A 26,871-nucleotide genomic window follows, 5' to 3' on the forward strand; every position below is an offset into this window, starting at 1 on the left:
AGCGCGAAAAGCGGTTTTTGAAACGCCGCCTTTCGCGCCATGCCCGCCGATGCGTTATTTCTTCAGCGGCCGATAGGAAACGAAGTCGTTGAGCGGCCCGATCTCGGGCCCCGTCGCGCCCGGATGCGTGGCAACCTGCACGACTTTCTCGAACAGGATGACGAACGGCGAATGCTCGAGCACCTGCTGCTGTAGTGCTCGATACCGCTTCGCTCGCTTTTCGGGAGATGGTTCGGCGAGCGCCTCGTCGGTTTCGCGCGTCAACTGCGGGATATTCCAGCTGTTGCGCCAAGCCAGCGTTTTATCGTTCGAGCGCTCCGAGTTGTCGGCGTTCCACGCGAACCCGCGTGCATTGCTGTTCGGGTCCATGTAGTCGGGGGACCATTCGCCGATAAAAATATCGTGTTGGCGCGCGCGGTATTTGCCGATGGCTTGTTTCGCGTCGCCGGGAATGAGCTTCACCTTGATCCCGCCTTGCGCGAAATTGGCCTGCAGTGCCTGTGCGATCTCCAGAAACGGATAGTCGTTCGGCATGTCCATCGACACCTCGAAGCCGTTCGGCAATCCAGCCTTCGCAAGCAGCGCCTTTGCTTTCGCCACGTCTTGCCGGTAGGGGTTGGCGTTCAGCGCGCCGAGAAACCCGTCGGGAAGAAATGTCTGATGCACTTTATACGTCGTGCTCACGATGTTGCGTTGAATGCCGTCATAGTCCACGAGCCATTTCATGGCTTCCTGGACTTCGGGCTTGGCGAGATTGGGGTTTTTCGTATTGAGGCTCAGATAGAGCAGCGCCGAAGCGGGCCATGTCGCGACATGAATCTTGCCGGCTTTCGAAAGGGCAGCCAGGCTGTCGGGGCTCAGATTGCGTGCCGCGTCCACGTCGCCGTTCTCGAGCAACAGGCGCTGCGCCGACGCTTCGGGGACGTGCCGCAGCACGACGCGCTTCATCGGATAAGGCGTGCGGTAATCGTCGAACCGCTGCAGTACGACCGATTCGTTCGGCGTCCACTTGACGAGCTTGTACGGCCCCGAGCCCGCATCGTTGTTTCTGAGCCAGGCGTGGCCGAAATCGCCGTTCTGCTCGTGCGAAAGCAGCAGCTTTTTGTCGAGCACTGATGCGGGCCCCGTGCTGAGCACGTTCAATACGAAGCTGGGGGCGTATTTTCGGCTCGTCTGCAGCACGACCGTCCGATCATCGACTTTTCTGATGCGTTGGGCGACGTTGTCTTTCGTCAGCCCGAGATCCGCGAGCACGCTGGCGGGCCCCTTGCCCAGCAGCACGGTGCGCTGCAGCGACCATGCGACGTCGTCGGCCGTCACCCCATTGCCTGAATGAAACTTGAGCCCCGGGCGAAGGGTAAACGTATAAGTGGTGCCGTCAGTGCCGACGCTCCACGATTGCGCGATCTTGCCTTCGAACTTGGACGGGTCGCGCAGATCGACTCGCACGAGCCGTTCGTAGGTATTGGCAATGTATTCGGATGGCACGAGCTCGTAGACTTCGCTCGGGTCGAGCGTCGTGAACTCGCTCAACTGCGTGGCGATCACGAAAATGCCGGGCGGTGTGGCGGCGTGAACGACGGCGTGCGGCGCCAGCACGGCAAATGAGAATGCCGTGCCGGCCAGCAGCTTCGATAGCAATTGCTTCATGCAGGCTCGGGCTCCGTTCTGGCGAATGAACGGCAAAGCTATCAGAAAACCGCCGCCGAATCCGCAAAATAAATCCTGGAGCCCACGGTTCGGCGGCGCATCGCTCAGGTGTTCGAGTTGTTGGCGTCCGGGCGCATCGTACCGTGCGTTACGTACCGCTGATGCCACGACAGTGCTTCGTCGAGCAGGTGCGGCGTATGTTTGCCGAAACTCTTGCTGCAGGCGCGCTCGAAGTATTCCTCGAGCATCGGCCGGTAAGCGGGGTGCGCGCAGCGCGCGATGACTTGCCGCGCCCGCTGCTTCGGTGAAAGGCCCCGCAGATCGGCAAGCCCCTGCTCGGTAACGACGATCGAGACGTCGTGCTCGGTATGGTCGACATGGCTCACCATCGGCACGATGCGCGAGATCGAGCCGTTCTTGGCGGTGCTGGTCGACATGAAGCACGAAAGGTAGCCGTTGCGCGCGAAGTCGCCCGAGCCGCCGATGCCGTTCTGGATCCGGCTGCCCATCACATGCGTCGAATTGACGTTGCCGTAGATGTCGGCTTCGATCATGCCGTTCATCGCGATGCAGCCGAGCCGTCGCACGAGCTCGGGGTGATTGCTGATTTCCTGCGGCCTCAGCACGATGTGCTGCCGATAGCGATCGATGTCGCGCACGAAACGTTCTGTCGCATCGGGGCTCAGCGAAAGCGCCGTGGCGGACGCGATCTCGAGCGTACCGTTGGCCACGAGATCGAGCATGCCGTCCTGAATCACCTCGGTATAGGCGCTCAAGCCGCTGAACTTGCCGCGGCCGAGCCCCGCGAGCACCGCGTTCGTAATGTTGCCGACGCCCGATTGCAGCGGCAGCAGTTTCGGCGGCAGGCGCCCGTGCGCCACCTCGTGCTCGAGAAACTCGAGCAGATGGCCGGCTATCTGCTCCGATTGCGCATCCGGCGCCGAAAACGCGCTGCTGCGGTCGGGCGCATGCGTTTCGACGATCGCCACGATTTTCTCGGGCGGGCAGTGCAGGTAGGGCTCGCCGATGCGGTCGCCGGGATGCAGCAGCGGAATGGGGCGCCGATCGGGCGGCAAAGCCGTGCCGTAATAGACGTCGTGCATGCCGTCGAGCGCTTCGGGCTGCCAGCTGTTGACTTCGAGCACGACGGCTTTGGCCTGCTCGAGCCAGGTCTTGTTGTTGCCGATCGACGAGGACGGCACGAGCAGGCCGTCCTCGCGAATGGCGCTGACTTCGACGAGTGCGACATCGAGCGGCCCGAAAAGCCCGAACCACGCATATTGCGCGACATGGCTCAGATGGATATCGAGGTATTCGATGCGGCCTGCATTGATCTGGTCGCGCAAGATCGGATCGGACTGGTAAGGCAGGCGCAGCTCGATACCGTTGACTTTGGCGAGCGCGCCGTCAAGCTCGGGGGCCGTCGAGGCGCCGGTCAGCACGCGCACGCGAAAGTCGTCCCCCTTCGCGTGGGCGGCTTCGATCCGAGAGGCGAGTGCGCGCGGGACGGCCTTGGGATAGCCGGAGCCGGTGAAGCCGCTCATGGCGACCGTCATGCCGGGCTGAATGAATCGGGCTGCGTCTTCGGCCGACATGACGCGGTCGAGCAGACGGGGATCCTTGATGCGGGATGGACCCGTGGACATGAAGCTTCTCCTGATACGTGGGAACGGCCTGGCAGAGTGAATGCTGCAAAGCAGCAATGGAAAGCTCTGCTCGAGTTTTGTAACGCCGGGAACGGCATTCTCGATTCTAGGCGCGCATCAGGGCGTGATTTTTATCAATTACTGCAAAGAAATATCTGGGAATGGGGGGTTAATCCCCTTGCTCATTGATGGTAGTCCACCCATGCGCGGGCCCATTCGGCACCGGCCGAGCAGGCTTCCTGCTCGGTTTCGAAGATGGCGAGGATGCCGGAGCCCTGGATCAACTCGTGGCCGCGCATGACCGTGCCGCTGGCGGCAAAGCCCGAGTCCTGAGCAATGGCATGCCCCCAGATTTCGTAGCCTTTATATCGTTCGATTTCCATTGCGGTATGGCTGGCGCAGCGCCGGGCACGTTCACCCCGGGCTGCTTCGTTAGTCGTGAATGCTCGAATGCATGTTTCGGTCCTGCTCGCAGCGCGTATCCGTGCCGACGCAGGAGCCGTCGCAACCCCGACAATAATGGCGCGCTCTGACTGCGCCGTCCACTCGCCAGGTGAATTCATGGGCCGGGCCCGCCGTGCCGACCTTATGCCCGTTTTCCTCCGCGTGGAAGGTGGGCTCGCCGGCTTTTCCCCGGCGAATGGCGGTATCGATGGCTTCCACGCCGAAGGCGGCCTTCAACTGCGCGATGAAACCTGCGATCTCCGGCATGGGATGGGGTTTGATCGATTGCGCGGCCATGATGCACCCCTGTAAATAAAAAAGTGCCTGTTCGAAAGGTGTGGAATGCGTGTACGATACTGTACATCCATACAGGTATCATCGCAATTCATGGCTGCCGCAATTCTTCATCCGGAGGACGTCCATCCGTCGCTTTGGCGAGCCTCTCAACTGGCCCGGGGAAGCCAGCGCACTGTCGATACGGGCTACGCCGCGCTCTCGGCGGAGTTGCCCGGCGGCGGCTGGCCACTCGGCACACTCGTCGATTTGCTCGTTTCGCAGCCCGGCGTGGGCGAAATCCGGTTGTTGCAGCCGGCACTTGCCGCGGTGGCTGCGGTGGGCGGGCGTCGGTTGCGGCCGATCGCGCTCGTTGCGCCGCCGCATGTCCCCAATGCGCCGGCCTTCGCCTATCTGAGGCTGCCGCCGGAAGGGCTGCTGCACGTGCGGGCACCGAGAACGGCCGATGCCCTGTGGTCGGTCGAGCAGATCCTGCGCGCGGGCACCTGCGCGGCGTTGCTTTTCTGGGCGCAGCAAACGCCTGCGGCCTCCCTGCGGCGGCTGCATCTGGCCGCGCAATCGGCCGAAACGCTCTTCGTCATGGTGCGACCGCTCTCCGTTGCACAAGATGCTTCGCCGGCTCCGCTGAGGCTGGCCGTGCGTCCCGCGCAAGACGGCATCAGTATCGATATCGTGAAGCGACGAGGGCCCACGCGCGCCGAGCCCTTGTCGATTCCCTTGCAACCCAGTCCCGTTTTGTTCAGCCGCCATGCGCGTATTTCTCGCCGTCAAATTGCACCGGCTCGAGCTGGAAGTTTTCCGGCCGAACTGGTGGCCTGAGCCGGCACAGGGCGCTGTCGTTCTCGAGAAAGACAGGGTCGTGGTGGCCGATGGCGCCGCACGCGCGGCCGGGGTGAGCCTCGGCATGCGCCGCGGCGGCGTGCTGACGCTCGTGCCCGATGCGCTCATTTACGAGCGCGATACGGGCAGGGAGGAGGCAGCCTTGCGCGAGGTGGCGATGGCGCTGATGCGGTTTTCGCCTGAGGTCGCGCTGGCCGAAGAGGCCACCGTGGTGCTCGAGGTCAGCGCCAGCCTGCGGCTTTTCGGCGGCATCCTGCGGCTGTGCCGGCAGGTGTCGCTGGTCCTGCGGGCGGTGGGCCTGAGCGCGTGCGTCAGCGCGGGGCCCACGGGGCAGGGCGCGTGGCTGCTCGTTCAGCATCGCAGGCGCCGCCTGCTGAAGCTGCAATCGCTCGCACGCGCACTTTCGGTCTTGCCGTTCGATGCGGTGCCCGAGCTGCGTCCGTTTTCCGACTGGCTGAGCGGGCTCGGCTGCAATACGATCGCCGATATCCGTCGCTTGCCGCGCGCGGGGCTGCAGCGCCGCTGCGGCGCCGGTGTTCTCGAATCGCTCGACCGTGCGTTCGGCACGGCACCCGAGCTTTTCGACTGGCTCGAGCTGCCGCCTTCGTTTGCCGCACGGATCGAATTGCCCGATCGTATCGAACATGCCGAGGGCATTCTCTTTGCCGCCCGCCGCCTCGTCGCGCAGTTGTGCGGGTGGCTCGTGGCGCGGCATCTGTCGCTCTCGGCCGCGACGTTCCTGCTCGAGCACGAGCGCGGCCGGGAAGCCTTGGCGCCGACGCCGCTCGAAATTGCGCTCGGCGAGCCGACGTGGCGCGAAGATCACCTCATTCGCCTGCTCAAGGAGCGGCTCGCGCGCATCGAGCTGGCGGCGTCGGTGATTGCCTTGCGCCTCGAGGCGACGAACGTGGCGGCGGCCGCGCCGGTATCGGATTCGCTTTTTCCCGAGCCGGGCGGATCGAAAGAGGATCATGCCCGGCTGATCGAGCTGCTTGCGGCCCGGCTTGGCGAGGAAGGCGTATTGCGTGCCGCCCCCGCGGCCGACTATCGCCCCGAAGTCGCGAACCGCTGGGTGCCGATGCACGACGTCGCGAAGGCCGTGCCGGTGCCCGCCGGTATGCCGCGGCCGGCATGGCTGCTCGAAAAGCCGGTGCGTTTGCTGATGCGTCAGCACCGGCCGTTCTATGGGTCGCCTTTGAGGATCGTTTCGCCCGGCGAACGGATCGAAGCCGGATGGTTCGACGGCGGCCTGGTCACGCGCGATTACTTCGTCGCGCAAGCGCAAGACCGCAGTTGCTACTGGATTTATCGCGAGCGCATCAGCAGCCGCGACGTGGACAAGGAGCCGAGCTGGTTCCTTCACGGGCTATTCGGGTGACGTGCGATGAGTTCGATGTTCACTGCGCTGCCGGCGTATGCCGAGCTGTTCTGCTTTTCCAATTTCTCGTTCCTGCATGGCGCCTCGCATGCGGAGGAACTGGCGGAGCGCGCCGCGCAGCTCGGCTATGCAGGGCTCGCAATCACGGATGAATGCTCGCTGGCCGGTGTCGTACGGGCGCATGTCGCGGCGAAAGAGGCGCAGTTGCCGCTTGTCGTCGGCGCTTATTTCAGGCTCGTCAATGCCGATGGCTCTCCTGCTTTCGGGCTGATTTTGCTGGCACAGACGCGCGAAGGCTATGGCAATCTCTGCGAGCTCATTACGCTGGCGCGCATGCGCGCGCCGAAAGGGCAATACCGTCTGACGCCGGCCGATCTCGCGCGGCCCGAAAAACATTACGCGCATTTGCGCGGCATGCCTGATTGCCTCGCGATTCTCGTGCCCGATTTTCCCGCCGGCGAAGCGTTGCTGCGCGAGCGCCTGCATTGGCTCGACGAGACCTTTCCCGCCCGGGCGTGGTGCGGGCTGGTTCTGCATCAGCGCGCCATGGACGACATCCATCGCGGCGCGATCGAGCACGTGGCCGCGCAGTGCGGCTTGCCCGTGGTGGCGCTCGGGCACGTGGTGATGCACGTACGCTCGCGCAAGCCGCTGCAAGATACGATGACGGCCATTCGCGTGGGCCGGCCCGTGCACGAATGCGGCTACGAGCTGGCGCCCAATGCCGAGCAGCATTTGCGTTCCCGCCTGCGGCTGGCCAATCTTTATCCCGAGCACGCGCTCAAAGAGACGACGAATATTCTCGCGCGCTGTCATTTCTCGCTCGACGAATTGCGCTACGAGTACCCCGACGAACTCGTGCCCGAGGGCATGACGCCGGAGGCCTATCTACGCCAGGAAACCTATATCGGTGCGCATCGACGTTTTCCGCGGGGCATCCCGCATGAGGTCCAGGCGCAGGTGGAGCACGAGCTCGAGCTGATTCGCGATCTTCGCTACGAGCCGTATTTCCTGACGGTCTACGACGTCGTCCGCTTCGCGCGCAGCCGGCACATCCTCTGCCAGGGGCGCGGCTCGGCGGCCAACTCGGCGGTTTGTTATTGCCTCGGCATTACCGAGGTGGATCCCGCGCGCGGCAACATGCTGTTCGAGCGCTTCATCAGCAAGGAGCGCGGCGAGCCGCCCGATATCGACGTCGATTTCGAGCATCAGCGCCGGGAGGAAGTGGTCCAGTACATCTACTCGAAGTACGGGCGCGATCGCGCGGCCATCGCCGCCGCGGTGGCCACTTATCGAACGCGAGGTGCGTTGCGCGAAACGGGCAAGGCGCTCGGCGTCGATCCGCAGATCGTCGATCTGGTTGCGAAGGCGCACCAATGGTTCGATGGCAAATCGGATCTGCTCAAGCGCTTCGAGGAATGCGGCCTCGATCCCGAAGCGCCGCTGATTCAGGCATGGGCCGGGCTTGCCGTGCAATTGCTCGGCTTTCCCCGGCATTTGTCGCAGCATTCGGGCGGTTTCGTCATCAGCCGCGGCAAGCTTTCGCGGCTCGTGCCGATCGAAAATGCCGCGATGGCGGACCGTTCGGTCATCGAGTGGGACAAGGACGATCTCGAATCGCTGGGATTGCTGAAGGTCGACGTGCTGGCGCTCGGCATGCTCTCGGCGATTCGGCGCACGCTCGATTTCGTTTCCGAGCTGCGAGGCGGGCGCTTCGAAATGCAGGACATCCCGCCGGAAGATGAGGCGACCTACGAAATGATCTCCCGTGCCGACACGGTGGGCGTCTTCCAGATAGAGTCGCGCGCGCAGATGTCGATGCTGCCTCGGCTCAAGCCACGCACGTTCTACGATCTCGTCATCGAGGTGGCGATCGTGCGCCCCGGGCCGATTCAAGGCGGTGCCGTTCATCCTTATCTGCGTCGGCGCCAGGGGCTCGAACCCGTCACCTTTCCGGGCAAACCGCTCGAGATCGCGCTGGCGCGTACGCTCGGCGTGCCGATCTTCCAGGAGCAGGTAATGCAGGTGGCGATGCTGGCGGCCGGTTTTTCGGCGGGCGAGGCCGATCAGCTGCGGCGCGCGATGGCGGCTTGGAAACGCAAGGGCGGGCTCGAAAAGTATTACGACCGTATTGTCGGGGGCATGACGGAGCGTGGTTATGACAAGGCTTTTGCCGACAGCATCTTCGAGCAGATCAAAGGCTTCGGCGAATACGGTTTCCCGGAAAGCCACGCGGCGAGCTTTGCGCTGCTCGTCTATGCGAGCAGCTGGCTCAAACGCCATGAGCCCGAGGCTTTTCTCGCCGCGATGCTCAACAGTCAGCCAATGGGATTTTATTCTCCCTCGCAACTCGTGCAGGATGCGCAGCGGCATGGCGTTGCCGTGTTACCCGTCGACGTCACGGTGAGCGGCTGGGATTCCTCGCTCGAACGCGGAGCGCATGCGCCGAGGCCGGCTGTGCGTCTGGGGCTGTCGCTGATCAAAGGCATGCGCGACGGCGCGGCCGAGCGGATCGAGGCGGCGCGCCACGTGCGTGCGTTCGAAGGCGTGCGCGACATGGCGCGGCGCGCGCAGCTCGATCGGCACGATCTTCAGGCGCTTGCCGCAGCCAATGCACTCGTCTCGCTGGCCGGTAACCGCCGCGAGGCGCTATGGCAGGCCGTGGCGTCCGTACCCGAAAAAGACATGCTGGCGCAGGCTGCGATGGAAGACGAAACGCCGGCGCTTGGCCGGCCCACTGAAGGGCAGGATATCGTCGGAGACTATCGAGCGATGGGGCTGACGCTCGGGCGTCATCCGCTCGCCTTGCTGCGGCCGCAACTGTCGAAAAAAAGACTGATGCCGGCCGCCATGCTGCAGACTTTTCCGAATGGGCGGCTGGCCCGTGGGTGCGGCATCGTGACGGTGCGTCAGCGGCCCGATACGGCCAAGGGCGTCATCTTCGTCACGATCGAGGACGAAACGGGAAACGTCAACGTCATCCTTTGGCCGAAGGTACTCGAAAGACAGCGTAAAGAAGCGCTCGGCGCGTCGTTGCTGGCCGTGTTCGGCGTCTGGCAATGCGAAGGCGAGGTCCGGCATCTCGTGGCGCACCGGCTCGTGGATTTATCGTATCTGTTGGGCGAACTGCCGGCGGCGAGCCGAAATTTTCATTGAATTCGCTGGCACTCATGGAGCGCTTTGCGCCAGCCGGAGCGTTTCAGCTCCGGCTTCTTCTCCGATGACCTTCGCAAGCGGCAGTGCCAGCGTCAGCGTAATCGCTTGCTCAATAGCGCGAGATCTGGCTGCCGTCCACGCGCACGCGATCGCCAGGGCGCAGATCGCCCGGCGTTTGCATGTCGAACGAGCGCATCGAGCCGTCGCTCAGTTGAATATCCACACGATAGCCGGAAGGCTGACCCATCCGCTGCCCGATCTGATTACCCGCAACGGCGCCACCGAGCGCACCGATGACGGTAGCCGCATCGCGCCCATGTCCGCCGCCGATCTGGTTGCCGAGTACCCCGCCGACCACGGCGCCCACGAGCGTACCGGCTACGCCGGAAGGACTCGTCGCCCCGCCGATCGGCCTGATTGCCGTGATCGTGCCGTATTGCACGCCATAGCCGCCTTGCTGCTGATAGCCGGGCTGGGTATAAGCGGGTTGCGCGTACTCGGGTTGCGTGTAAGCGGGCTGTGTATAGGCCGGTTGTGCATAGGCAGGCTGGCCATAGGCCGGCTGCGTGCCGTAGCCGCCGTACGGCCCCGGTGCAACGCAAGCGGTCAATGACAGGCTCGTGCTGGCGACAAGCGACACGAGAAGGGTGGTCTTCGTAGGCGTGAGGCGTTTCATTTGATTTCTCTACATCGAATTGGCGTTCGCGGAACGCGTGTTGATCGGTTGCGATCGGAGTATAGGGAAAGCAAATCGGGCTGTACGCGAGCGCCGGGTAACAGTGTGTAAAGTCTGTTGCCGCACCGGTGCCGCGGCCTGAAACGGCTTTGGCGGGCTGTTCCCGAGGGTGCGCGACAGACTGCCTCGCCCTCGTATTGCCGAACTGGAAAGACGCATGCACGAATGTTAGACTTTTACGGTTTTATATTTCGCACGTCTAAATGAATCCTCGATCGCGCACGCGCATGACCGCATGGCTTGGCTTGATCGCCATGTGGCTCATCGTTTTCGTGCCGATTGCGAGTCAACTCGTCGTTGCCGCACAGCGCAGCGGACCTTCTGCGATTGCCGCCGCCGAATGTTCGGCCGCGCAGTTGCCGGGCCCGGGCGAGCTCGGGCACGCCTCGGTATCGAAGCCGGCGCTCGCTGCTTGCGGCTACTGCGATCTCTTGTGCACGCATGCGGCTATCGCACCTGTCGCGGCCGTGACGCTGGCTTATCTCGTGCTCGTGGTCATCGCGGCCGCGCCTGTTCTTTCCACGCACTTCACACCGCTCGGCGCATTCCCGAGCGGGCGGCCACGAGCGCCTCCCGTCGTTTCCTGAGTTCGCCCGTCAGAGACCGCTTTTTTCGACGCGCTTCATGAAGCGCGCGCGGTCGCTCGTCCATCGTTTTCGGGAATCGATCGTCGCTATGTTCGACTTCGCTCGGCGTAGCGGGCGCGTTCGCGCTCGTACGCAAAACAATGCCTGGCATGCCGTGCTCGGGCTTCTGCCTTTTTCTCTTTTGTCGCCGCTGGCGTACGCGGATACCGCGTCCGACACCACAGCCGGCTCCACCACGCTGCCAACGGTTACCGTCACCGCGGACGGTACAGCCGGCACCGGCGGCTCACCCTCGAATCAAGCACCGGCACTCGATCCGGATCTGCCTGCTTCCGTACAAAGCGTGACGCGCGACGCGCTTCGCAACTGGAATGTCGTGAATACCGAGGATGCGCTGAAGTACATGCCGAATCTGGCCGTGCGCAAGCGCTATATCGGCGATCCGAACTCGATCATCGCCGTGCGCGGCACGAGCAACGTGCAAAGCGCGCGCGGCCTCGTCTATGCCGATGGCCTGTTGCTCAGCAATCTGCTCGGCAACAGCTATTCGTTCGCACCGCGCTGGTCGATGGTCTTTCCTGGCGAGATCGAGCGTGTCGACGTCATCTACGGTCCGTATTCGGCGCTTTATCCGGGCAACTCGCTCGGCGCGACGATCGCGATCACCACACGCATGCCGAAGAAGTTCGAAGCGGACGCGGACGTCAAGGCGTTCACGCAGCATTTCGATCTTTTCGGGGTCAACCGCAGCTTCAACGGCACGCAGACGAGCGCGACGATCGGCGACAAGATCGGCCGGTTCTCCTACCGCCTGGGCGTCAATCATCTGGAAAACACAGCGCAGCCGATGCAGTTCGCCACGCTTTCACAGTCGACCACGCCCGCGAAAGCAGGGGACACGCCTGTCAGCGGTGCCTACTTTTACAACAACCAGACAGGGGCGCGCACAGCCGTGCTCGGCGTCAACGGTGAAGGCATTCAGCACTCGATCCAGGACCAGTTCAAGTTCAAAGCGCAGTACGACTTCACGCCCACTCTGCAAGGCAGCTTCACGCTCGGCTACTGGCATCGCAAGTACAACAGCGAGACGTCGAGCTTTCTCGTCGATGCGAACGGCAATCCGGTTTATAGCGGCAAGGTGTCCATCGGCGGATATGAATACACGATTCCAGCCGCGGCGCTTGCGCCGAGCCTCGGCAGCAGCGAGAACTGGCTCTATGGCGTGGGCTTGCGTACGCGCAACGCATCGGGATGGAATGGCGAGGCGATCGCGTCTTACTACGACGTGGGCAGCAACGTCGTGCGCACGGCGAACTCGGGTGCGCCCGGCAACGGTGCGGGCGTCGTGACCTATGGCGACGGCACGGGCTGGAAGACCCTCGATCTGAAAACCACCTATACGCCGGCTTCGCACGAGGCGGGGCTGACCGATCACCGCCTCACGTTCGGCTATCACTACGACAACTATTTTCTCGACAATCGCACCTACAACACGCTGAACTGGCGCGACGGCGCTGACGCAAGCTTTGCCAACGCATTCGCCGGCAAGACGCAGACGCAGGCGCTTTATGCCCAGGACGCGTGGCGTTTCGCGCCGCGCTGGACATTCGTGTCGGGTCTGCGCTTCGAGGATTGGCAGGCCTACGGCGGCCATCAGTCGCTCGGCGCGTCGACGTTATCTTATGCCGACGCGAGCCAGCATCACTTCTCGCCGAAGCTGTCGCTTTCGTTCGACGTCACGCAGGATTTGACGCTACGCGCATCGGTGGCGCGCGCCTACCGTTTTCCGACCGTGAGCGAGCTCTTTCAAGGTCAGATCAACGGCTCGTCGATCGTCAACAACAATCCGAACCTGCAGCCCGAAGACGATCTTTCGAAAGAACTCGCGGCCGAATGGGCACGCGCGTCAGGCGTCGTTCGTCTCTCGCTCTTTCAGGACGACGTGAAGAATACGATCTTCAGCCAAACCGACACCACCGTCATTCCCAACGTCACAAACTTCCAGAATATCGGCAAGGTGCGCTCGCGCGGCGTCGAGCTCAGCTACGAAGGCGCGGACGTGGTCGTTCGCGGGCTCGATCTGCTCGCGAGCGTGGCTTATACGCAATCGAAGATCGTCGCCAATGCGCAAAACCCTGCTTCGGTCGGCAAATATTTTTATCGCATTCCGCTTTGGCGCATCAACGTGGCCACCACCTATCGCCTCGACGATCGCTCGGCCATGTCGCTGGCCGTCCGTTATTCAGGCCGCCAATACAACACGCTGACGAACACCGATTCGAATCCGGACGTGTTCGGCGGCACGAGCACTTATACGGTGGCCGACGCGAAATACACCTTCAAGCCGACCAAATGGAGCGAACTCGGCATTGGTGTCGACAACATCTTCGACGCACGCTACTTCGTTTATCACCCGTACCCGGGGCGGACCTTCTTCGTCGAAGGGAAGCTCAAGATTTGAAACGGAGAAACCCCATGGAGATCTTCCCGCGATCGAGCGGTACGTTTTATCTCGAGACGATGGTGCCCGTATCGCTGCGACGCTCGCGGCGCATACGCCATGGCCTTGCGGCGATGCTGCTCGGCTTCGCGCTGGCCGCCTCGGGATTCGAAGCTCGCGCGCACGCGCCGGACGAAGCCCAGCCGTCCAGTTCCTCGCATGCGATGCCCGGCATGCCGGCCATGCACGATGCGCAGCACGGTACCGCGCCGGCGGATCGATGCACGGATCTCTCGCTGCAATGCGCGACCGTGGCGACACCGTTTTTCGATGCGCGCGGCGTGCTTTGGCTCGCCTGGGCCGGCAATGGCGCCGTCTCGGTCGCCTCGTCGAAGGACGGTGGCCGGCATTTCGCCGTGCCTGTGGTCATCGGCCAGCATGGCGCACGGCTCGACGCGGGCGCGGAGTCGCACCCGCAGATTGTGGTGAATGCGCACGGGCAGGTCGTTGTCGCCTACGGCGTGTTCAAGGATGACGATTGGAATGCGCAGGTCTTGATTGCGCGCTCGCCCGACGGCACGCGCTTTACTGCGCCGCAGTCGATTTCGCGCGATGCCGCGAGCCAGCGCTTCCCGGTCATCGCGTTCGATGGCACGAACCGGCTCTTCGCCGCGTGGATCGACAAGCGCACGGCTGCGCAGGCGCGCAAGCGTGGCACGGCCCAGCCCGGCGCGGCGATCGCTTATGCGTGGTCCGACGACGCGGGCGCGACCATGCACGGCGAAGCGATAGCCGAAGACCGCACCTGCGAATGCTGCCGGCTCGATCTGGCGTTCGATGCGGCACACCGTCCTGTCTTGCTCTTTCGCAAGATCTACGGCGAGAACGAGCGCGACCATGCGGTACTCGCGTTCGACGATCGGGGGATGCCGGGGCAGACGCACCGCGTCGCGCTCGACCGCTGGCACATCGACGGATGTCCGCACCACGGCCCGGCGCTCGCGATCTCCTCCGACGGCGTATGGCACGCGGCGTGGTTCACGGCCGGCGAGGCGCGTCAGGGCCTGTACTACGCGCGCTCGAGCGACGAGGGCCGGACTTTTTCCGCACCGCAGGCGGTAGGCGATACCGAGCGGCAAGCGGGGCGCCCTTCGTTGCTGGCCCGTGGCGCATCGGTATGGCTCGCCTGGAAAGAGTTCGACGGTAAGCGGATTCTCGCGCGAGTGCGCCATTCGCGCGACGGCGGCGTGACGTGGTCGGCCGACCGCACGATCGAAACGGCACAAGGCCTGGCCGACCGTCCGCTGCTCGTTGCCGACGAGCAGCACGTCTATCTGTCGTGGCTCACCCGCGAGCACGGCTATCGATTGATCGAGCTGAACCCATGAATCTCCAATCGACGTTTTTGTTAAGGGTGGCTGCGGCGATCGTGCTGATGGGCGCATCCGTCATGCCGCACGCCGCGCCCATGCGCGAGTTCACCACGCAAAGCTTTGCCGATATCCGTGCGCGGCATGCCGGCAGGCCGCTTGTCGTTCATATTTGGGCGATGAGCTGCGGCCCTTGTCTCGCGGAACTACCGAGATGGGGCGAACTGATGCGCAAGCATCCCGACCTCGATCTCGTCCTCGTGCGGTTCGACGCGGCGCCGCGCGCGGCGAGCGAAGCCAGGCTTGCCGATGCCGGCCTCGCGCGCGTGGAGAGCTGGGCCGTGTCTTCGGAGCCCGACGAATATCTGCGCGCAAGCATTGACCCACGCTGGATCGGCGATATGCCGCGAACGCTGTTGGTGGCACCCGACGGGGCGGCCACGGCAATACGCGGCGTTGCCGATCTCGCCAGGGTGAGGGCGTGGCTCGGAGAGATGCGCGACGCGAGCCGGCGCGTGGACGGGCGTCAGCGCACGCCGTAGCCGCGGCTTTGCATGCAGTCGCCGTAGGCGTGCCAATAACGCGTCATCGGCGGTTCCGGCGGCGGCAAGGGTGGCAGCGGCGGCAAGCCGACGCTGCCGCCCGAGGCGCCCAGGCTACCTGCATCCGCGGTAGCGGCCGTGTTCGACGCGGCCCTTATGCCGCTTGCCGCATTCGCTTCGCGGGTACCCGCTGTGTTGGGGGCGGTCGCTGCCTTGGGGGCAGCAGCCGTTGCGGACGCTCCGGCAATCCCGGCTGTGGCAGCCGGCGCGCTCGCTGATGTCGGGCTGCTTGCCGCGCGAACCGGACCTGCCGGTGCCGGTAGCGGCGGTGCCGACGCGCCATGGCCCGTGTCGGGCGCGAACGCGATCGGCTCCGTGCGCAACGGTTTTTGTGGCTCGCGCGCAACATCGACGTGGGTTTGCTCGTTCGCCTGCCAGTAACAGTAAGCGTTGTCGACGCTTTGCGTGCCGGCGCTCTGGCTGCGCAGCGGATATACGAGCGGACGCTGCGCCCAGCTCATGCCGCTGGCCACGAGCAGTACCGCCGAAACCCAGATACGTGCGTTCATCGCCTTCTTCTCCGTTGCTGCCAACTGGGGCTGCACGACTGGCCCTGGCCAGCGTGCGCCCGCCGGCATTGCCGCCCACACGGCAGGTCGCGAGGACGAGCATAGGTGCAGGCGGTGCTTTCGGCACGCGAGAGTATCGGCACGATCCGCCAACGCGGACGTCGGCGAGGCGGCTAAGGGCACCTGCAAACGTTCCGCCCACGTCGAACGATTTCTTAAGATGTTGCTGAATTACAACTTTCGGGGGCTGGCGGCAAGGGGGGGCGGTTGTGCCGCTAAACCGCCAATTTACCTGTAAAAACAAGGGGTTTCCCTAGTTCTCCTTACAAATTGTTTCTCGTCACGAAATTGTCAATTTCCATTCCTGACTACCGACCCCTAGGGGTAACACGTAGACTCGCCTCCTCGTAGGACGGGCTCATGCGGATGAAGTATCTCCGGCGCCTTCGAGCGGCGAGGCTGGCCGTCCTTCGGTAGTTAGGCCCGACTGGCTGGATTGCTTGGATTGCTGTGACCGGCCAGCTTTCATTACAAAGAGATCAAGATGAAAAAGACCCTCATCGTTGCAGCGGTTTCCTCGTCGTTCGCGGTTGCCGCGCACGCACAAAGCAGCGTTACGCTGTACGGCCTGGTTGACGCAGGCATCACCTACACGAGCAATGTTGCCGGTAACTCGCGCTGGCAGCAGTCGAGCGGCGCAGTGAGCCAAAGCCGCTTCGGCCTGAAGGGTTCGGAAGACCTCGGCAATGGCCTGAAGGCGATCTTCACCCTCGAAAGCGGTTTTAACGTGAACAGCGGCCGCTTCGGCAACAACGGCGGCATGTTCAACCGTCAGTCGTTCGTCGGTCTGTCGAGCAACTACGGCACGGTTACGCTGGGCCGCCAGTACGACTCCGCACAAGACTTCCTGGCTCCGCTCAGCGCAACGGGCAGCTGGGGCGGCACGCAGTTCGCGCACGTCCTGAACGCCGACAACCTGAGCACGACCGAAGGCTCGGCCGTGAACAACGCGGTCAAGTTCACGAGCGCGAACTACGCTGGCTTCACGTTCGGCGGCACGTACGGCTTCTCGAACAACACGAACTTCGCGAACAACCGCGAGTACAGCCTCGGTGCTGCATACGAGTTCCAAGGCCTGCGCGTGGCAGCGTCGTACGCTCAGCGGAACAACCCGTTCGCGACGACCTCGGGCGCAACGGATACTGGTTTCGCAGTGCTCAACGCCGGCAATTACCGTGCGCGTAGCTACGGTGCAGGTGCGAGCTATGCATTCGGTCCGGCGCAAGTTGGCGCCGTGTGGACGCAAACGCGCCTCGACAACTTCACGCTTGCTTCGGGCTCGGTCACGCTGAACAACTACGAAGTGAACGCGAAGTACAACCTGACGCCGGCACTGGGTCTGGGCGTGGCTTACACGTACACGCAAGAGAAGGGTGCTGCGCTGCTCGGCGGCTCGGCAACGCGTGCTCACTTCAACCAGATCGGCGCGCAAGCTGACTACTCGCTCTCGAAGCGTACGGATGTCTACGCTCAAGTCGTGTACCAGCGCGCTTCGGGCGACAAGGCTGCGATCTACCAAGGCGCGGACACGGCCGCTTCGAACGGCATCAACCAAACGGCAGCAACGGTTGGCCTGCGTCACCGCTTCTAAAGCACACGCGATCATCTGATCGCTCCGAAAGCGCCGCGTTTTTTGCGGCGCTTTTTTTGTCTGGTTTCCCCCTACTGCCCAGCGGGCCACTGCATTTCCATGGAGCCCATGCCTCTATACTCGATTGCGTAATGCGCACCTCGCGCATGGCTTGATCGGGGATAAGAGAGTGAGCGACACATCTGCAGGACACGATCCGATACGTACCGACATCCTCATCGTCGGTGCCGGCCCAGTGGGACTCTTTGCCGCTTTTCAAGCCGGCGTAATCGGGCTGTCCTGTCATCTCGTCGATGCGCTCGATCAGGTGGGCGGGCAGTGCACCGAGCTCTACCCAGAAAAACCGATCTTCGATATTCCTGCAATACCCGTTTGCACTGCGGGCGAGCTGATCGAACGGCTCGTCGAACAATGCAAGCCGTTTGCGCCGCCAATTCATTTGAGCCAACGCGTGATGCGGGTCGAGCAGCGTGGCAGCGACAAGCGCTGGGTCGTTACGACGGAGCAGGGGCTTGTATTCGAAGCCGCGGCTATTGTGCTTTCGGCGGGCAATGGAGCGTTCGTGCCGCAACGAATCGCTCTCGAAGAGGCGCGCGCGCTCGAAGGGCGGCATGTGCACTACGCAGTGCGGCAAACCGCCGCATTCGCGGGGCGGCGCGTCATCGTTGCGGGCGGCGGCGACTCCGCGCTCGATTGGGCGCTCGCGCTGCGTGGGGTTGCGGCACATATCACGCTCGTACACAGGCGCGAGACGTTTCGCGCGGCCGATGCAACGGTCGAGGAAGTGAAACGCGCGGCCGCTGCCGGCGAAATCGACATCGTGATCGGCACGCTCGCTGCCCTGCATGCGCCCGGCGGCATACTCGAGTCGGTCGACGTCAAGCAGATCGGCGGCACGGCCACGCTGGCTGGCGATCACGTCATCGCGCTTTATGGACTCGTGGCCGAATTAGGGCCCATCGCGCATTGGGGGCTCGAAACGCTGGGTGGACGGGTCGCTGTCGATACTTCGAATTACGAATCGTCGCGGCCCGGCATTTTTGCGGTCGGCGATATCGCCGTCTATCCGAACAAGCAAAAGCTCATCTTGTCGGGCTTTCACGAGGCCGCGCTTGCTTTGCGCAAGGCCTACACGTATGCGTTTCCCGATAAAAAGCGCATGCACGTGCATTCGAGCTACGATCAGAAGTTGTCGGAGCGCATTCTCGGGAGCGACGCGGGCGGCGGGCACTCGGCCGGTGCCTGACCAACGCCTGAAGCACGGATTTTGCGGCGACACCTGACTGCAGTGCGCGTCGAAACGCAGCCATATCGGCCAGCGGGGCATTGAACGGAGGACGCAATGTACAACCGGATCATGGTGCCAGTCGATGGTAGCGAAGGCGCAATGCGCGCGCTCGGCGAGGCGGTGAAGCTGGCGAAAATAGTGGGCGCCGGCATTCAAGCCGTTTTCGTGCTCGTGCATCCCGCTCAACTGGTCGATGTGACGGGCGGCTTTGCCGAGGAGCCACTCGTGACCGATACCTCGAGCAAAACGGCTACAGCGGTGCTCGATGAAGCGCGCGAGCGTTTCGAGCTCGCGGGCGTGCAAGGCAGCGTGCGCGCCATGGATTCTTACGGCGAGAGCCTCTCCAGCGTGCTCGAGCGCGCAATCGACGAATTCGATGCCGACCTCGTCGTCATGTATTCGCATGGCCGTAGCGGACTGAGAAGGCTGCTTGCGGGCAGCGTTGCGGAATCGCTGCTGCGCGATACGTCGGTGCCGCTGCTGTTGCTGCGCAATGGCGGCGATGACGAGCAAGAGGGAACATAGCCCGCTCCGGGCATGCGGTGAGGCACCGGTATAATTGCCGATTTTTCTCGCGGTAGCCACGAGCGATCCGGAGATAATCGGCAGCGGTGCCACCGCGACCCAGGAGGTTGTTTTGACGAGTCCAATCGAGCTCGAAGGTTTACAGCGCGGGCTGAAAAACCGCCATATTCAATTGATCGCGCTCGGCGGTGCGATCGGCACGGGGCTTTTCCTCGGCTCGGCGGGCGTATTGAAGGCCGCAGGGCCCTCGATGATCCTCGGTTATGCGATCGGCGGCCTCGTTGCGTTCATGATCATGCGCCAGCTCGGCGAAATGGTGGCGCAAGAGCCGGTTGCCGGCTCGTTCAGTCATTTCGCCCATAAATACTGGGGCGATTTCGCGGGCTTTCTTTCCGGCTGGAACTATTGGGTGCTGTATGTGCTCGTGAGCATGGCGGAACTGACGGCAGTGGGCACTTATGTGCATTTCTGGTGGCCTTCCGTGCCGACCTGGGTATCCGCACTCGTTTGCTTCATCGCGATTAACGCCATCAACCTGGTCAACGTCAAGGCATACGGCGAGACCGAGTTCTGGTTTGCGATCATCAAGGTCGTTGCCGTGATCGCCATGATCGTATTCGGTGCCTATCTGCTCGAGAGCGGCCGCGGCGGGCCGCAGGCGTCGATTTCGAACCTGTGGCGATGGGGCGGTTTCTTTCCGAACGGATTCCACGGCCTTTTCATGACGCTCGCCGTCATTATGTTCTCGTTCGGCGGCCTCGAATTGATCGGCATGACCGCTGCGGAAGCGGACGATCCGCGCCGCTCGATTCCAAAGGCGGTCAACCAGGTCATCTATCGCATTCTGATTTTTTATATCGGCTCGCTCGTCGTGTTGCTCGCGCTGCATCCCTGGAACGAAGTGGCGCAGGGCGGCAGCCCGTTCGTGATGATCTTTTCGCAGCTCGGGGCCGGATTGACCGCGAACGTGCTCAACCTCGTCGTGCTGACGGCCGCATTATCGGTCTACAACAGTTCGGTCTATGCCAACAGCCGTATGCTCTACGGCCTCGCCGAGCAGGGCAACGCGCCGCGCGTGCTGATGAAACTCGACCGGCGAGGCGTACCGTATGTCGCCATCGGCGTATCGGCACTTGCGACGTTCGCATGCGTCATCATCGATTACGTCATGCCGGCGAAAGCGCTCGACATGTTGATGGCGCTCGTCGTTGCCGCCCTCGTCATCAATTGGGCGTTGATCAGCCTGACTCATATGAAGGCGCGCAAGGCGATGACGCAGGCCGGGCAAACGCTCGTATTCGCTTCCATCGGCTTTCCGTTGACGAACTGGATCTGTCTGGCCTTCATGGCGATGGTGCTCGCCATTCTGGCGATGACGCCCGGATTGTCCGTATCGGCCTGGCTCGTGCCCGTTTGGCTCGTATTGCTCTGGATTGGACATGCGGCGAAGCGCCGCGCGGTCGTACTCGCGGGCGAAGCGGCAGGACGCTGAAACGCAGCGGGGGCCTATGCCCGCCTGAGCCTGCGCGCAGGGTGGGTGGTCAGCGGACAGCCACGGTGCGCGCGATTCGCGACGGGCGCGCACGGCGTGCCGTTTTTGTACTGCACCGCCCGGCCAGCGAACGTAGCGGCTTCGCGCGCAGGGCGCCGCGGCGGCGCATGCGCAGCTTCCTGCTCCGTTTCGCGCCGTGCGCCGATCTGACGTGTGGGACCGATTCCGTGCGAGCTGTTGCGCGAACGGCGTCGGCAAAACGCTCGAGTGCGGCCAGCGAGCCGCTTACGCTGTGATAGGTCTGATTGCCGATGCGTGCGTCGAGCAGCACTTGCAGGCCGGCGCGCGTGGCCATTTCAATGAGGTTCATTGTTGTGTCTCCCCGCAATCTGTAGCGAAACCGGCTGAGGCCCGATTTTCCGTTTTCCTGCGCACTGCTCCATCACAGGAAAACGGAATCGCGACGAGCACCCAGCCGGTACCCCGTTTCGCCGATCGTTATTCGGCACGATAACCGTTTATAGCCGACGCTGCCGATGAATTTCCTCGGTGCGTCGTTTATCAGCACAGGCTTATTGTCATACTACGGCGGGCCCGCGAACGTGCGGTGCCGAACAAGACGCCGAGCCTTTTGCAGACAATCGAACGGTATATGCCGATGTCTCCTCGCCCCGTTATTCGGTGAAAATCGCTTCTCGTCTGAAGAATTGTAAGCTTGCAGCGCTTATGCGGCAGTAGGACTTTCCTTGATGGTTTTTTGCCGATGCCCAGCCGGCGCGGTTTTCGCCGACAAACAGGGTTTTCCATGCCCGGATTGGCACCGGGCATGGCCACTGTTTCAAACCGCTGTTTTATTACGCTCAGGCTTGATTTCGCCTTTTCGCAGGGCGCAACGGCGTCAACCGCCGAAACCGCTCCTTTTTGTGTTCTTCCTCGAAATGGGCGCGGGCCGGTTTCACGAGATCGCTGCGGGAGACGATCCCTACGAGATGCGGCGCATCGAGCGCGGTGACCACAGGCATCCGCTCGAGCCCGTGTATCGCGAGGCGCGTGGCAACGAGCCTGCACGTTTCGTTCGGAAGCGCAACGCACGGTAGCGAGCCCGCGAGCGCTTCGCCGAGCGGCAGATCGAAGCGCTCCGGCCGTTCGCCCGCACCAAGGGCCGCAAGTGTCGCGCGATCGGCAATGCCGATCAGCACGTCGTTGCGTACGACGGGGTAGGCGCGATGCGTCTGGCTCGCGCCGAAAAAGGTGGCCAGGGCTTCACGCGCCGTGACGGATGCATCGATCGTCTCGACCGTGCGTGTCATGACTTCATCCACGTAGTGGCGCTCGAGCGGGTCCACGCCGTACTCGCGGTAGATGTGATAACCGCGCCGCGCGATCTTCTCGGTCATGATCGAGCGGCGCATGACGACGGTTGCAAAGCCGTGCGCCACGAGCGTGGCAGTCAAAAGCGGCAGCAGGGCATTGCTGTCGTGAGTGAGGCCGAATGCAAAGACGATGGCCGTGAGCGGCGCGCCGAGCGTCGCACCGAGCGTGGCTGCCATCGCGACGAGCGGCCACAGCGTCGGTTCGCCGCCGGGCAGGGCGTGACCGAGCACGATGCCGAGTCCGGCGCCCAGCATGAGCAGCGGCGCGAGCACGCCGCCCGACGTGCCCGAGCCAAGGGCGATGACCCATACGATCGCCTTGACGACGAGAATCGCCATAGCCACTTTCAGTGCAAGCTGCTGATGGAGGAGATCGCCGATCACGTCATAGCCGACGCCGAGCACGCGCGGCTCGATGAGGCCGCCAAGACCGACGGCGAGCCCACCGATTGCCGGCCACCACATCCAATGCAGCGGCAGCTTGCCGAACAGATCCTCGGTTTTATAAAGCGCGACCGAGAGCCCGCAGGCCAGCGCACCCGATGCGAGTCCGAGGATCGCGCACGAGAGCAACGATACGGCCTCGGGGGTGGCCGTCTGGAGCGGAAAAAGGGGTTGCGCGCCGAGCCATGCCGCGCGCATGAAGCCGGCGACGGCGCAAGCGAGTGCCACCGGCAGAAAGCTGCGCGGGCGCCATTCGAAGAGCAGCAATTCCACCGCGAGCAGAACGGCTGCAACAGGCGTACCGAATACGGCCGTCATGCCGGCTGTCGCACCCGCGACGAGCAGGGTCTTGCGCTCGGCTGCCGTGACCTTGAAGCACTGTGCGAGCAGCGAGCCGAGTGCGCCGCCCGTCATGATGATCGGGCCCTCCGCGCCGAACGGGCCGCCGCTACCGATCACGATGCCGGAAGAGAGCGGCTTCAGCACGGCGACTTTGGGCGACATGCGGCTCTTGCCGAAGAGGATCGCTTCGATGGCTTCGGGGATGCCATGGCCGCGGATTTTCTCGGAGCCAAATCGCGCGACGAGCCCGACGACGAGGCCGCCGGCGGCGGGTACGAGCACGACCCAGGGCCCGAGCGCATTGTGCGCGGGCGAGCGGTCCGCGAACGAGAAGGCGCCGTAAAAGAAGAGATTCGTGAAAAGGTGAATCAGATTGAGCAGGACGTAGGCCGCAATCGTGCCGAGCATGCCGATCGCGGCAGCGAGTGCGCAAATGCGAGGCAGGCGCGCGTTGATCGAAAAATCCCGCTTGTGACTGTCCATGCTCATTCTGATACCTGTTTCAGAGATCGATTTGCGGCACACTGAAGGTGCCCTGTAATGATTTCAATTCGGCGCGATGCAGCGCGGCGAGGCGTGCCAGGATCGTCTCGCCGGACTTGAGCAGATGAACTTCGACCTGGCGCCGGTCGATTTCGCTCGGCCTGCGTTTCACGAGCCCGATCGCTTCGCAACGCGACACGAGCGCAACCACGCCGTGATGCTGCGCCTGCAATCGCTCTGCCAGCTCGCCGATCGTCGCCCACTCGCGGCCCGGATAGCCCTTCACGTGGAGCAGCAGCAGGTACTGCAGCGGCGTGATGCCTTCGCTGTGCGCGGCGCGTTCGGAAAAGCGCTCGAAGCGACGCATCTGATAGCGAAACTGCGAAAGCTGCTCGAAATCGCTTTTGGCGAGTGCCCGCGAATGGGAGTTTTTCATGGTCGGCCACGAGGGAAGCAAAGGGCGAAATTATATCACAATGTGATATTTTCGCCTTGGCGTGGCCGTCTTGGGGAGGGATGCGGGACATTGTAGTCGCTCTTAAGCGGAGCGCAACTGTCCCGCCAGCGTCTGACGATGCAGGCCGCCGATGAGATCCGATTGCGTGATCATGCCGGCAAGCCGCTTCGACCGATCGAGCACGGGAATGTGATGGTGGCCGTAATGCGCGAAAAGCGGGATCAGCTTGCCCACGGGAACAGATGCGTCGACCGTGCATACGGCCGGCGTCATGATTTCATCGACACGGCGCGAGGTGGCCCCATCGCGCTTGAAGGAGAAGCGCGATGCGCGCATACGCCGCAGACCGAACGCGGTGCGGCCGACAAAGTCGGTACGCGTGACGATACCGACGACGCGGCGCGCTTCGTCCACCACGGGGAGCGCCTTGATCCGGTGACGTTCGAGCTGGCGCCATGCCGCGGCGGCGGTGGTATCGGGTGCTACCGATACCACCTCGCGCGACATGATGTCCGCGCAGGTCATGTCGCTGAAACTGCGGGCATAGGCGAGCAATTGCGCCTCGTGCAGCAGTGTTTGCAGATCGTCGGCGGCCACGTCGATGAGCTCGCCCCGTTGCCGCACGAGCGCTTCGATGTCGGCGCGCGTGATGCCGGTGGCGCCGGCGTCATGTTGCCGGTTTGCCTCCGCGTTGCCGCGCTTGGTGTGCGGATAGCGATGCCCGGTGACGGTGTGGTAGACGATAGCGGCGCTCAGGAGTACGAACGATTGAAGCGCGATGGGTTCTGCCACGAATCGAAAGCCGAGCGCGTGAACGCTCGGGCCGCCGAGTACGGCGGTCAATGCGACGGCGCCCGACGGCGGGTGCACGCAGCGCAGCGCGAACATGGCGCACGTGGCGGCCGCGACGGCGAACGCGGCCGCCACGACCGGATCGCCGAAGCACTGGCTTGCGATCACGCCGAGCGTGGCAGAGACGATATTGCCGCCGATCAGCGACCACGGTTGCGCAAGCGGGCTTGCAGGCACCGCAAAGAGCAGGACGGCAGATGCGCCCATCGGGGCCACGAGCAGAGGAACGCGGGTATCCGCACCGAGGAGCCAGTGCATCGAGGCCCCCGTGATACCGATGCCAATGAGCGCGCCGACGCAGGAGCGGGCGCGCTCGCGCCATGGGATGTTGACGGCGGCAGGGGTAAAGCTGAGCAGCCAGCGGACGAAGGCGAGGCGAAACACGGTCATGTCTGATCTAACGAGGAAACGACAGCGCACGGCGTGCATCGCCGCGAAAGGGCGGCATTATATCGCAATGTGACATATCGACGCGTGAGTGCGGGGGAGAACCGAAGGACTAAGCGATCGTGCGCCCGCCGTCCCGTGCGCCGCTTCCTGAGGCGGCGTATGCGACGTGCCCGCGGTCGATATGGACCGGCGCGAAGCGATGTTGCGTGAAGCCGGTCACGTGTTCGTGCAATGGGCCATGGCAGCCGCATAAGCTGCCTGCCGGGGCCTGCCGGGGCCTGCCGGCACGAGCACGATTGAATGCCACGCTCGACAGAAGATGAAGACCCAGCGTTGTTTTGACGATTGCATTGCGTGCCGGTGGCGCAATCGTCGGCGCCGGTTTCGACGTCGTTGGTCAGTCCGGTCGCGAGCCGCTTTGTGGAATATGCCCGCTCTGCTGTTGTTGCACGATCTGCCGCCAGCGCTCGAGTGCGCCGGGCAGCGCAGCGGTATCTGCTGGAGGTGTTGCACGTCTGCGCGCCAGGGTCGGGTTCATGTTGATCATCAACGCCTCGACCAGAATCCGATGCTCGTTTTGCGTCAGCTTTCCTTGCTCGTCCAGTTCGCTCAGTTCTTCCTCCCAAGCCTGTGCAACGCGAATGGGCGCTTGGCCGACAAGCTCGGGACGGCTGGCCGCCCAGGCCTCCGCGGCGGCTCGGACTTCCCCGTTCGGCAGGCCCGCATCGGCGCTCCGGAGGGCGGTGCCGGTTCGGGCTGCCCAGGGAGCTACCCCTGTTTGTCCCGCTATGCGGTTCTGCGTCTCGGCAAGCAATGCTTCGATTCGATTCATCCGATCCGACACCAGCCGGCGGGCGGACGGATCTCGCTCCATACCGAGCATCTCGGCGAGATCCTGTATCTGGGCCCGCAATGCACTCATCAGTACGTGGGGTGTCGTGGTGCGTCCACCTGTCCGGATCACGAACCGGCGCTCCCCGGCGGACAGTCTGACGGTAGCCGGATCCGTGCTGGCACGGTAGCCTCTGGCGGCCAAGCCCGCCGCACCATGCTGCTCCAGTTCCTGCTCTTGTACAGGTGCAATCGTTTTTTCGCTGTGCCAGTGATACTCGAGCCGTTCGGCTACGGCATCGCGGACGCTTTGCTCGAGAGACTGATCGCCGATGATACGCATGAAGTTGTCGAAGGCGACGTGATATTCCGGACGCAGCGGCGAGCTGTAATAGCTCCGGCGACGATCGCGCATCGTGATCGGCAAAAACGGAATCGAGACGACGAATGGGATCGATTCCGCTACGTCGCGCGCTTGCCTGGCGTTGTGGTCGCGCTGGTGCTCCGGGTCGTGCTTGCGCAAGCGGGCCTGTTGAACGGAAAGCCACATTCCAAGCGCACGGTGCTGGGAGGCAGGGTCCGGCGAATGCCGAAATTCGCGCTCCAGCGCCTGCTCGAGTTCGGTACGCTGCGCCCGCGTCAGGCTTTTGGCATAGAGGTACTGCGTCGACGCGGACTTCTTGAGCCAGCGTTTTTTCCTGACATCGGCTCCCTCGGCGCTCATGGTCGCGATGGCTTCGCGCACCCATTGCGACTGCTGGACCTGAGGGCCTCCATGCGGCCGAGGCGCCGCGGCTTCGGGGCGAACATCGAGGCCCGCGCGCAGATTCTGGATGTCGACGCGCGGCGCATCGGCGCTCGATGAAGCATCCTGCCGTCGCGACAACGCCTGCAGATGCTCCCCGAGCGAGCGCACAGGCGATGGAAACGGCGTGGCGTCGCGAGTGGGCGAGGGCGAGTCCGCTCCTTGCGTGGCAACATGGGCGGCATTGATCGATGAAGAGGGGATGCGGGCAGGCACTTGTGATTGATTCCGGTGCGGCAGCGGGGACGCTGCGAAGTTTCACGCCACCGCGGCGGCGAAGCGGCGA

22 protein-coding genes are annotated in these 26,871 nt (G+C 63.5%); 11 read left to right on the top strand and 11 right to left on the bottom strand.

Annotated elements, in window-relative coordinates; genetic code table 11:
* Positions 1 to 54 precede the first annotated feature (54 nt).
* The 4 genes from U0034_RS20045 to U0034_RS20060 form a co-directional block, all read right to left on the bottom strand.
* Positions 55 to 1,650: an ABC transporter substrate-binding protein gene (locus U0034_RS20045; RefSeq protein ID WP_085229880.1), complete on the bottom strand. Its 1,596-nt coding sequence runs from the start codon at positions 1,648 to 1,650 to the stop codon at positions 55 to 57.
* A 104-nt stretch (positions 1,651 to 1,754) separates the two neighbouring features.
* Positions 1,755 to 3,296: an acetyl-CoA hydrolase/transferase family protein gene (locus tag U0034_RS20050; protein ID WP_085229881.1), complete on the bottom strand. Its 1,542-nt coding sequence runs from the start codon at positions 3,294 to 3,296 to the stop codon at positions 1,755 to 1,757.
* Positions 3,297 to 3,478: 182 nt separating this feature from the next.
* A complete protein-coding gene (locus U0034_RS20055; RefSeq protein ID WP_085229882.1) occupies positions 3,479 to 3,679 on the bottom strand; it encodes a hypothetical protein in 201 nt (66 codons plus the stop codon).
* A 49-nt stretch (positions 3,680 to 3,728) separates the two neighbouring features.
* Positions 3,729 to 4,037, bottom strand: a complete 309-nt coding sequence (locus U0034_RS20060) for a hypothetical protein (protein WP_085229883.1) — start codon at positions 4,035 to 4,037, stop codon at positions 3,729 to 3,731.
* Positions 4,038 to 4,127: 90 nt separating this feature from the next.
* Between U0034_RS20060 and imuA the strand changes: the two genes are divergently transcribed.
* From imuA to U0034_RS20075, 3 genes are read left to right on the top strand one after another with little or no spacing between them, the layout of a single operon-like run.
* Positions 4,128 to 4,853: a translesion DNA synthesis-associated protein ImuA gene (gene imuA, locus U0034_RS20065; protein ID WP_085229884.1), complete on the top strand. Its 726-nt coding sequence runs from the start codon at positions 4,128 to 4,130 to the stop codon at positions 4,851 to 4,853.
* Positions 4,783 to 6,252, top strand: a complete 1,470-nt coding sequence (locus U0034_RS20070; RefSeq protein WP_114717938.1) for a Y-family DNA polymerase — start codon at positions 4,783 to 4,785, stop codon at positions 6,250 to 6,252. Before imuA ends, U0034_RS20070 begins: the two co-directional genes overlap by 71 nt.
* 6 nt (positions 6,253 to 6,258) lie before the next feature.
* Complete coding sequence (locus U0034_RS20075) at positions 6,259 to 9,408, top strand: error-prone DNA polymerase (protein ID WP_085229885.1); 3,150 nt, start codon at positions 6,259 to 6,261, stop codon at positions 9,406 to 9,408.
* A 109-nt stretch (positions 9,409 to 9,517) separates the two neighbouring features.
* Here U0034_RS20075 and U0034_RS20080 read toward each other — a convergent pair whose 3' ends face one another.
* The gene (locus U0034_RS20080) at positions 9,518 to 10,084 is read right to left on the bottom strand and encodes a glycine zipper 2TM domain-containing protein (RefSeq protein ID WP_085229886.1); all 567 of its coding nucleotides are present in this window, start codon (positions 10,082 to 10,084) and stop codon (positions 9,518 to 9,520) included.
* 287 nt (positions 10,085 to 10,371) lie between these two features.
* On the opposite strand from U0034_RS20080, the gene U0034_RS20085 reads away from it, so the two are divergent.
* The 4 genes from U0034_RS20085 to U0034_RS20100 all read left to right on the top strand — a co-directional run bounded on the left by U0034_RS20085 (position 10,372) and on the right by U0034_RS20100 (position 15,083).
* Positions 10,372 to 10,731: a DUF2946 domain-containing protein gene (locus U0034_RS20085; RefSeq protein ID WP_233212102.1), complete on the top strand. Its 360-nt coding sequence runs from the start codon at positions 10,372 to 10,374 to the stop codon at positions 10,729 to 10,731.
* An 88-nt stretch (positions 10,732 to 10,819) separates the two neighbouring features.
* The gene (locus U0034_RS20090) at positions 10,820 to 13,192 is read left to right on the top strand and encodes a TonB-dependent receptor (RefSeq protein ID WP_085229912.1); all 2,373 of its coding nucleotides are present in this window, start codon (positions 10,820 to 10,822) and stop codon (positions 13,190 to 13,192) included.
* A gap of 14 nt (positions 13,193 to 13,206) precedes the next feature.
* Positions 13,207 to 14,559, top strand: a complete 1,353-nt coding sequence (locus tag U0034_RS20095) for a sialidase family protein (protein ID WP_085229888.1) — start codon at positions 13,207 to 13,209, stop codon at positions 14,557 to 14,559.
* Complete coding sequence (locus U0034_RS20100) at positions 14,556 to 15,083, top strand: TlpA family protein disulfide reductase (protein WP_085229889.1); 528 nt, start codon at positions 14,556 to 14,558, stop codon at positions 15,081 to 15,083. The genes U0034_RS20095 and U0034_RS20100 overlap by 4 nt, the downstream gene beginning before the upstream one ends.
* Here the strand turns inward: U0034_RS20100 and U0034_RS20105 are convergent.
* Positions 15,068 to 15,652: a hypothetical protein gene (locus U0034_RS20105; RefSeq protein WP_085229913.1), complete on the bottom strand. Its 585-nt coding sequence runs from the start codon at positions 15,650 to 15,652 to the stop codon at positions 15,068 to 15,070. The genes U0034_RS20100 and U0034_RS20105 overlap by 16 nt on opposite strands.
* Positions 15,653 to 16,196: 544 nt before the next feature.
* Here U0034_RS20105 and U0034_RS20110 point away from each other — a divergent pair.
* The 4 genes from U0034_RS20110 to U0034_RS20125 all read left to right on the top strand — a co-directional run bounded on the left by U0034_RS20110 (position 16,197) and on the right by U0034_RS20125 (position 20,608).
* A complete protein-coding gene (locus tag U0034_RS20110) occupies positions 16,197 to 17,303 on the top strand; it encodes a porin (RefSeq protein WP_085229890.1) in 1,107 nt (368 codons plus the stop codon).
* A gap of 169 nt (positions 17,304 to 17,472) precedes the next feature.
* A complete protein-coding gene (locus U0034_RS20115; protein ID WP_085229914.1) occupies positions 17,473 to 18,549 on the top strand; it encodes an NAD(P)/FAD-dependent oxidoreductase in 1,077 nt (358 codons plus the stop codon).
* A 96-nt stretch (positions 18,550 to 18,645) separates the two neighbouring features.
* Complete coding sequence (locus U0034_RS20120; protein WP_085229891.1) at positions 18,646 to 19,116, top strand: universal stress protein; 471 nt, start codon at positions 18,646 to 18,648, stop codon at positions 19,114 to 19,116.
* Positions 19,117 to 19,228: 112 nt separating this feature from the next.
* Entirely contained in the window at positions 19,229 to 20,608 is a 1,380-nt protein-coding gene (locus U0034_RS20125) for an amino acid permease (protein WP_085229915.1), read from the top strand.
* 49 nt (positions 20,609 to 20,657) lie between these two features.
* Here the strand turns inward: U0034_RS20125 and U0034_RS20130 are convergent, their stop codons facing one another.
* From U0034_RS20130 to U0034_RS20150, 5 genes are all read right to left on the bottom strand, one after another.
* The gene (locus tag U0034_RS20130) at positions 20,658 to 20,978 is read right to left on the bottom strand and encodes a hypothetical protein (protein WP_085229892.1); all 321 of its coding nucleotides are present in this window, start codon (positions 20,976 to 20,978) and stop codon (positions 20,658 to 20,660) included.
* Positions 20,979 to 21,468: 490 nt separating this feature from the next.
* Entirely contained in the window at positions 21,469 to 23,256 is a 1,788-nt protein-coding gene (locus tag U0034_RS20135) for a chloride channel protein (protein WP_085229893.1), read from the bottom strand.
* A 13-nt stretch (positions 23,257 to 23,269) separates the two neighbouring features.
* A complete protein-coding gene (locus U0034_RS20140) occupies positions 23,270 to 23,686 on the bottom strand; it encodes a MarR family winged helix-turn-helix transcriptional regulator (protein WP_085229894.1) in 417 nt (138 codons plus the stop codon).
* A gap of 102 nt (positions 23,687 to 23,788) precedes the next feature.
* Entirely contained in the window at positions 23,789 to 24,943 is a 1,155-nt protein-coding gene (locus tag U0034_RS20145) for an HPP family protein (protein WP_386092513.1), read from the bottom strand.
* A 403-nt stretch (positions 24,944 to 25,346) separates the two neighbouring features.
* A complete protein-coding gene (locus tag U0034_RS20150) occupies positions 25,347 to 26,525 on the bottom strand; it encodes a hypothetical protein (RefSeq protein WP_139831213.1) in 1,179 nt (392 codons plus the stop codon).
* Between the last annotated feature and the right edge of the window lie 346 nt (positions 26,526 to 26,871).

It is taken from the genome of Trinickia caryophylli, from assembly GCF_034424545.1.
Classification (GTDB): Bacteria; Pseudomonadota; Gammaproteobacteria; order Burkholderiales; family Burkholderiaceae; genus Trinickia; species Trinickia caryophylli.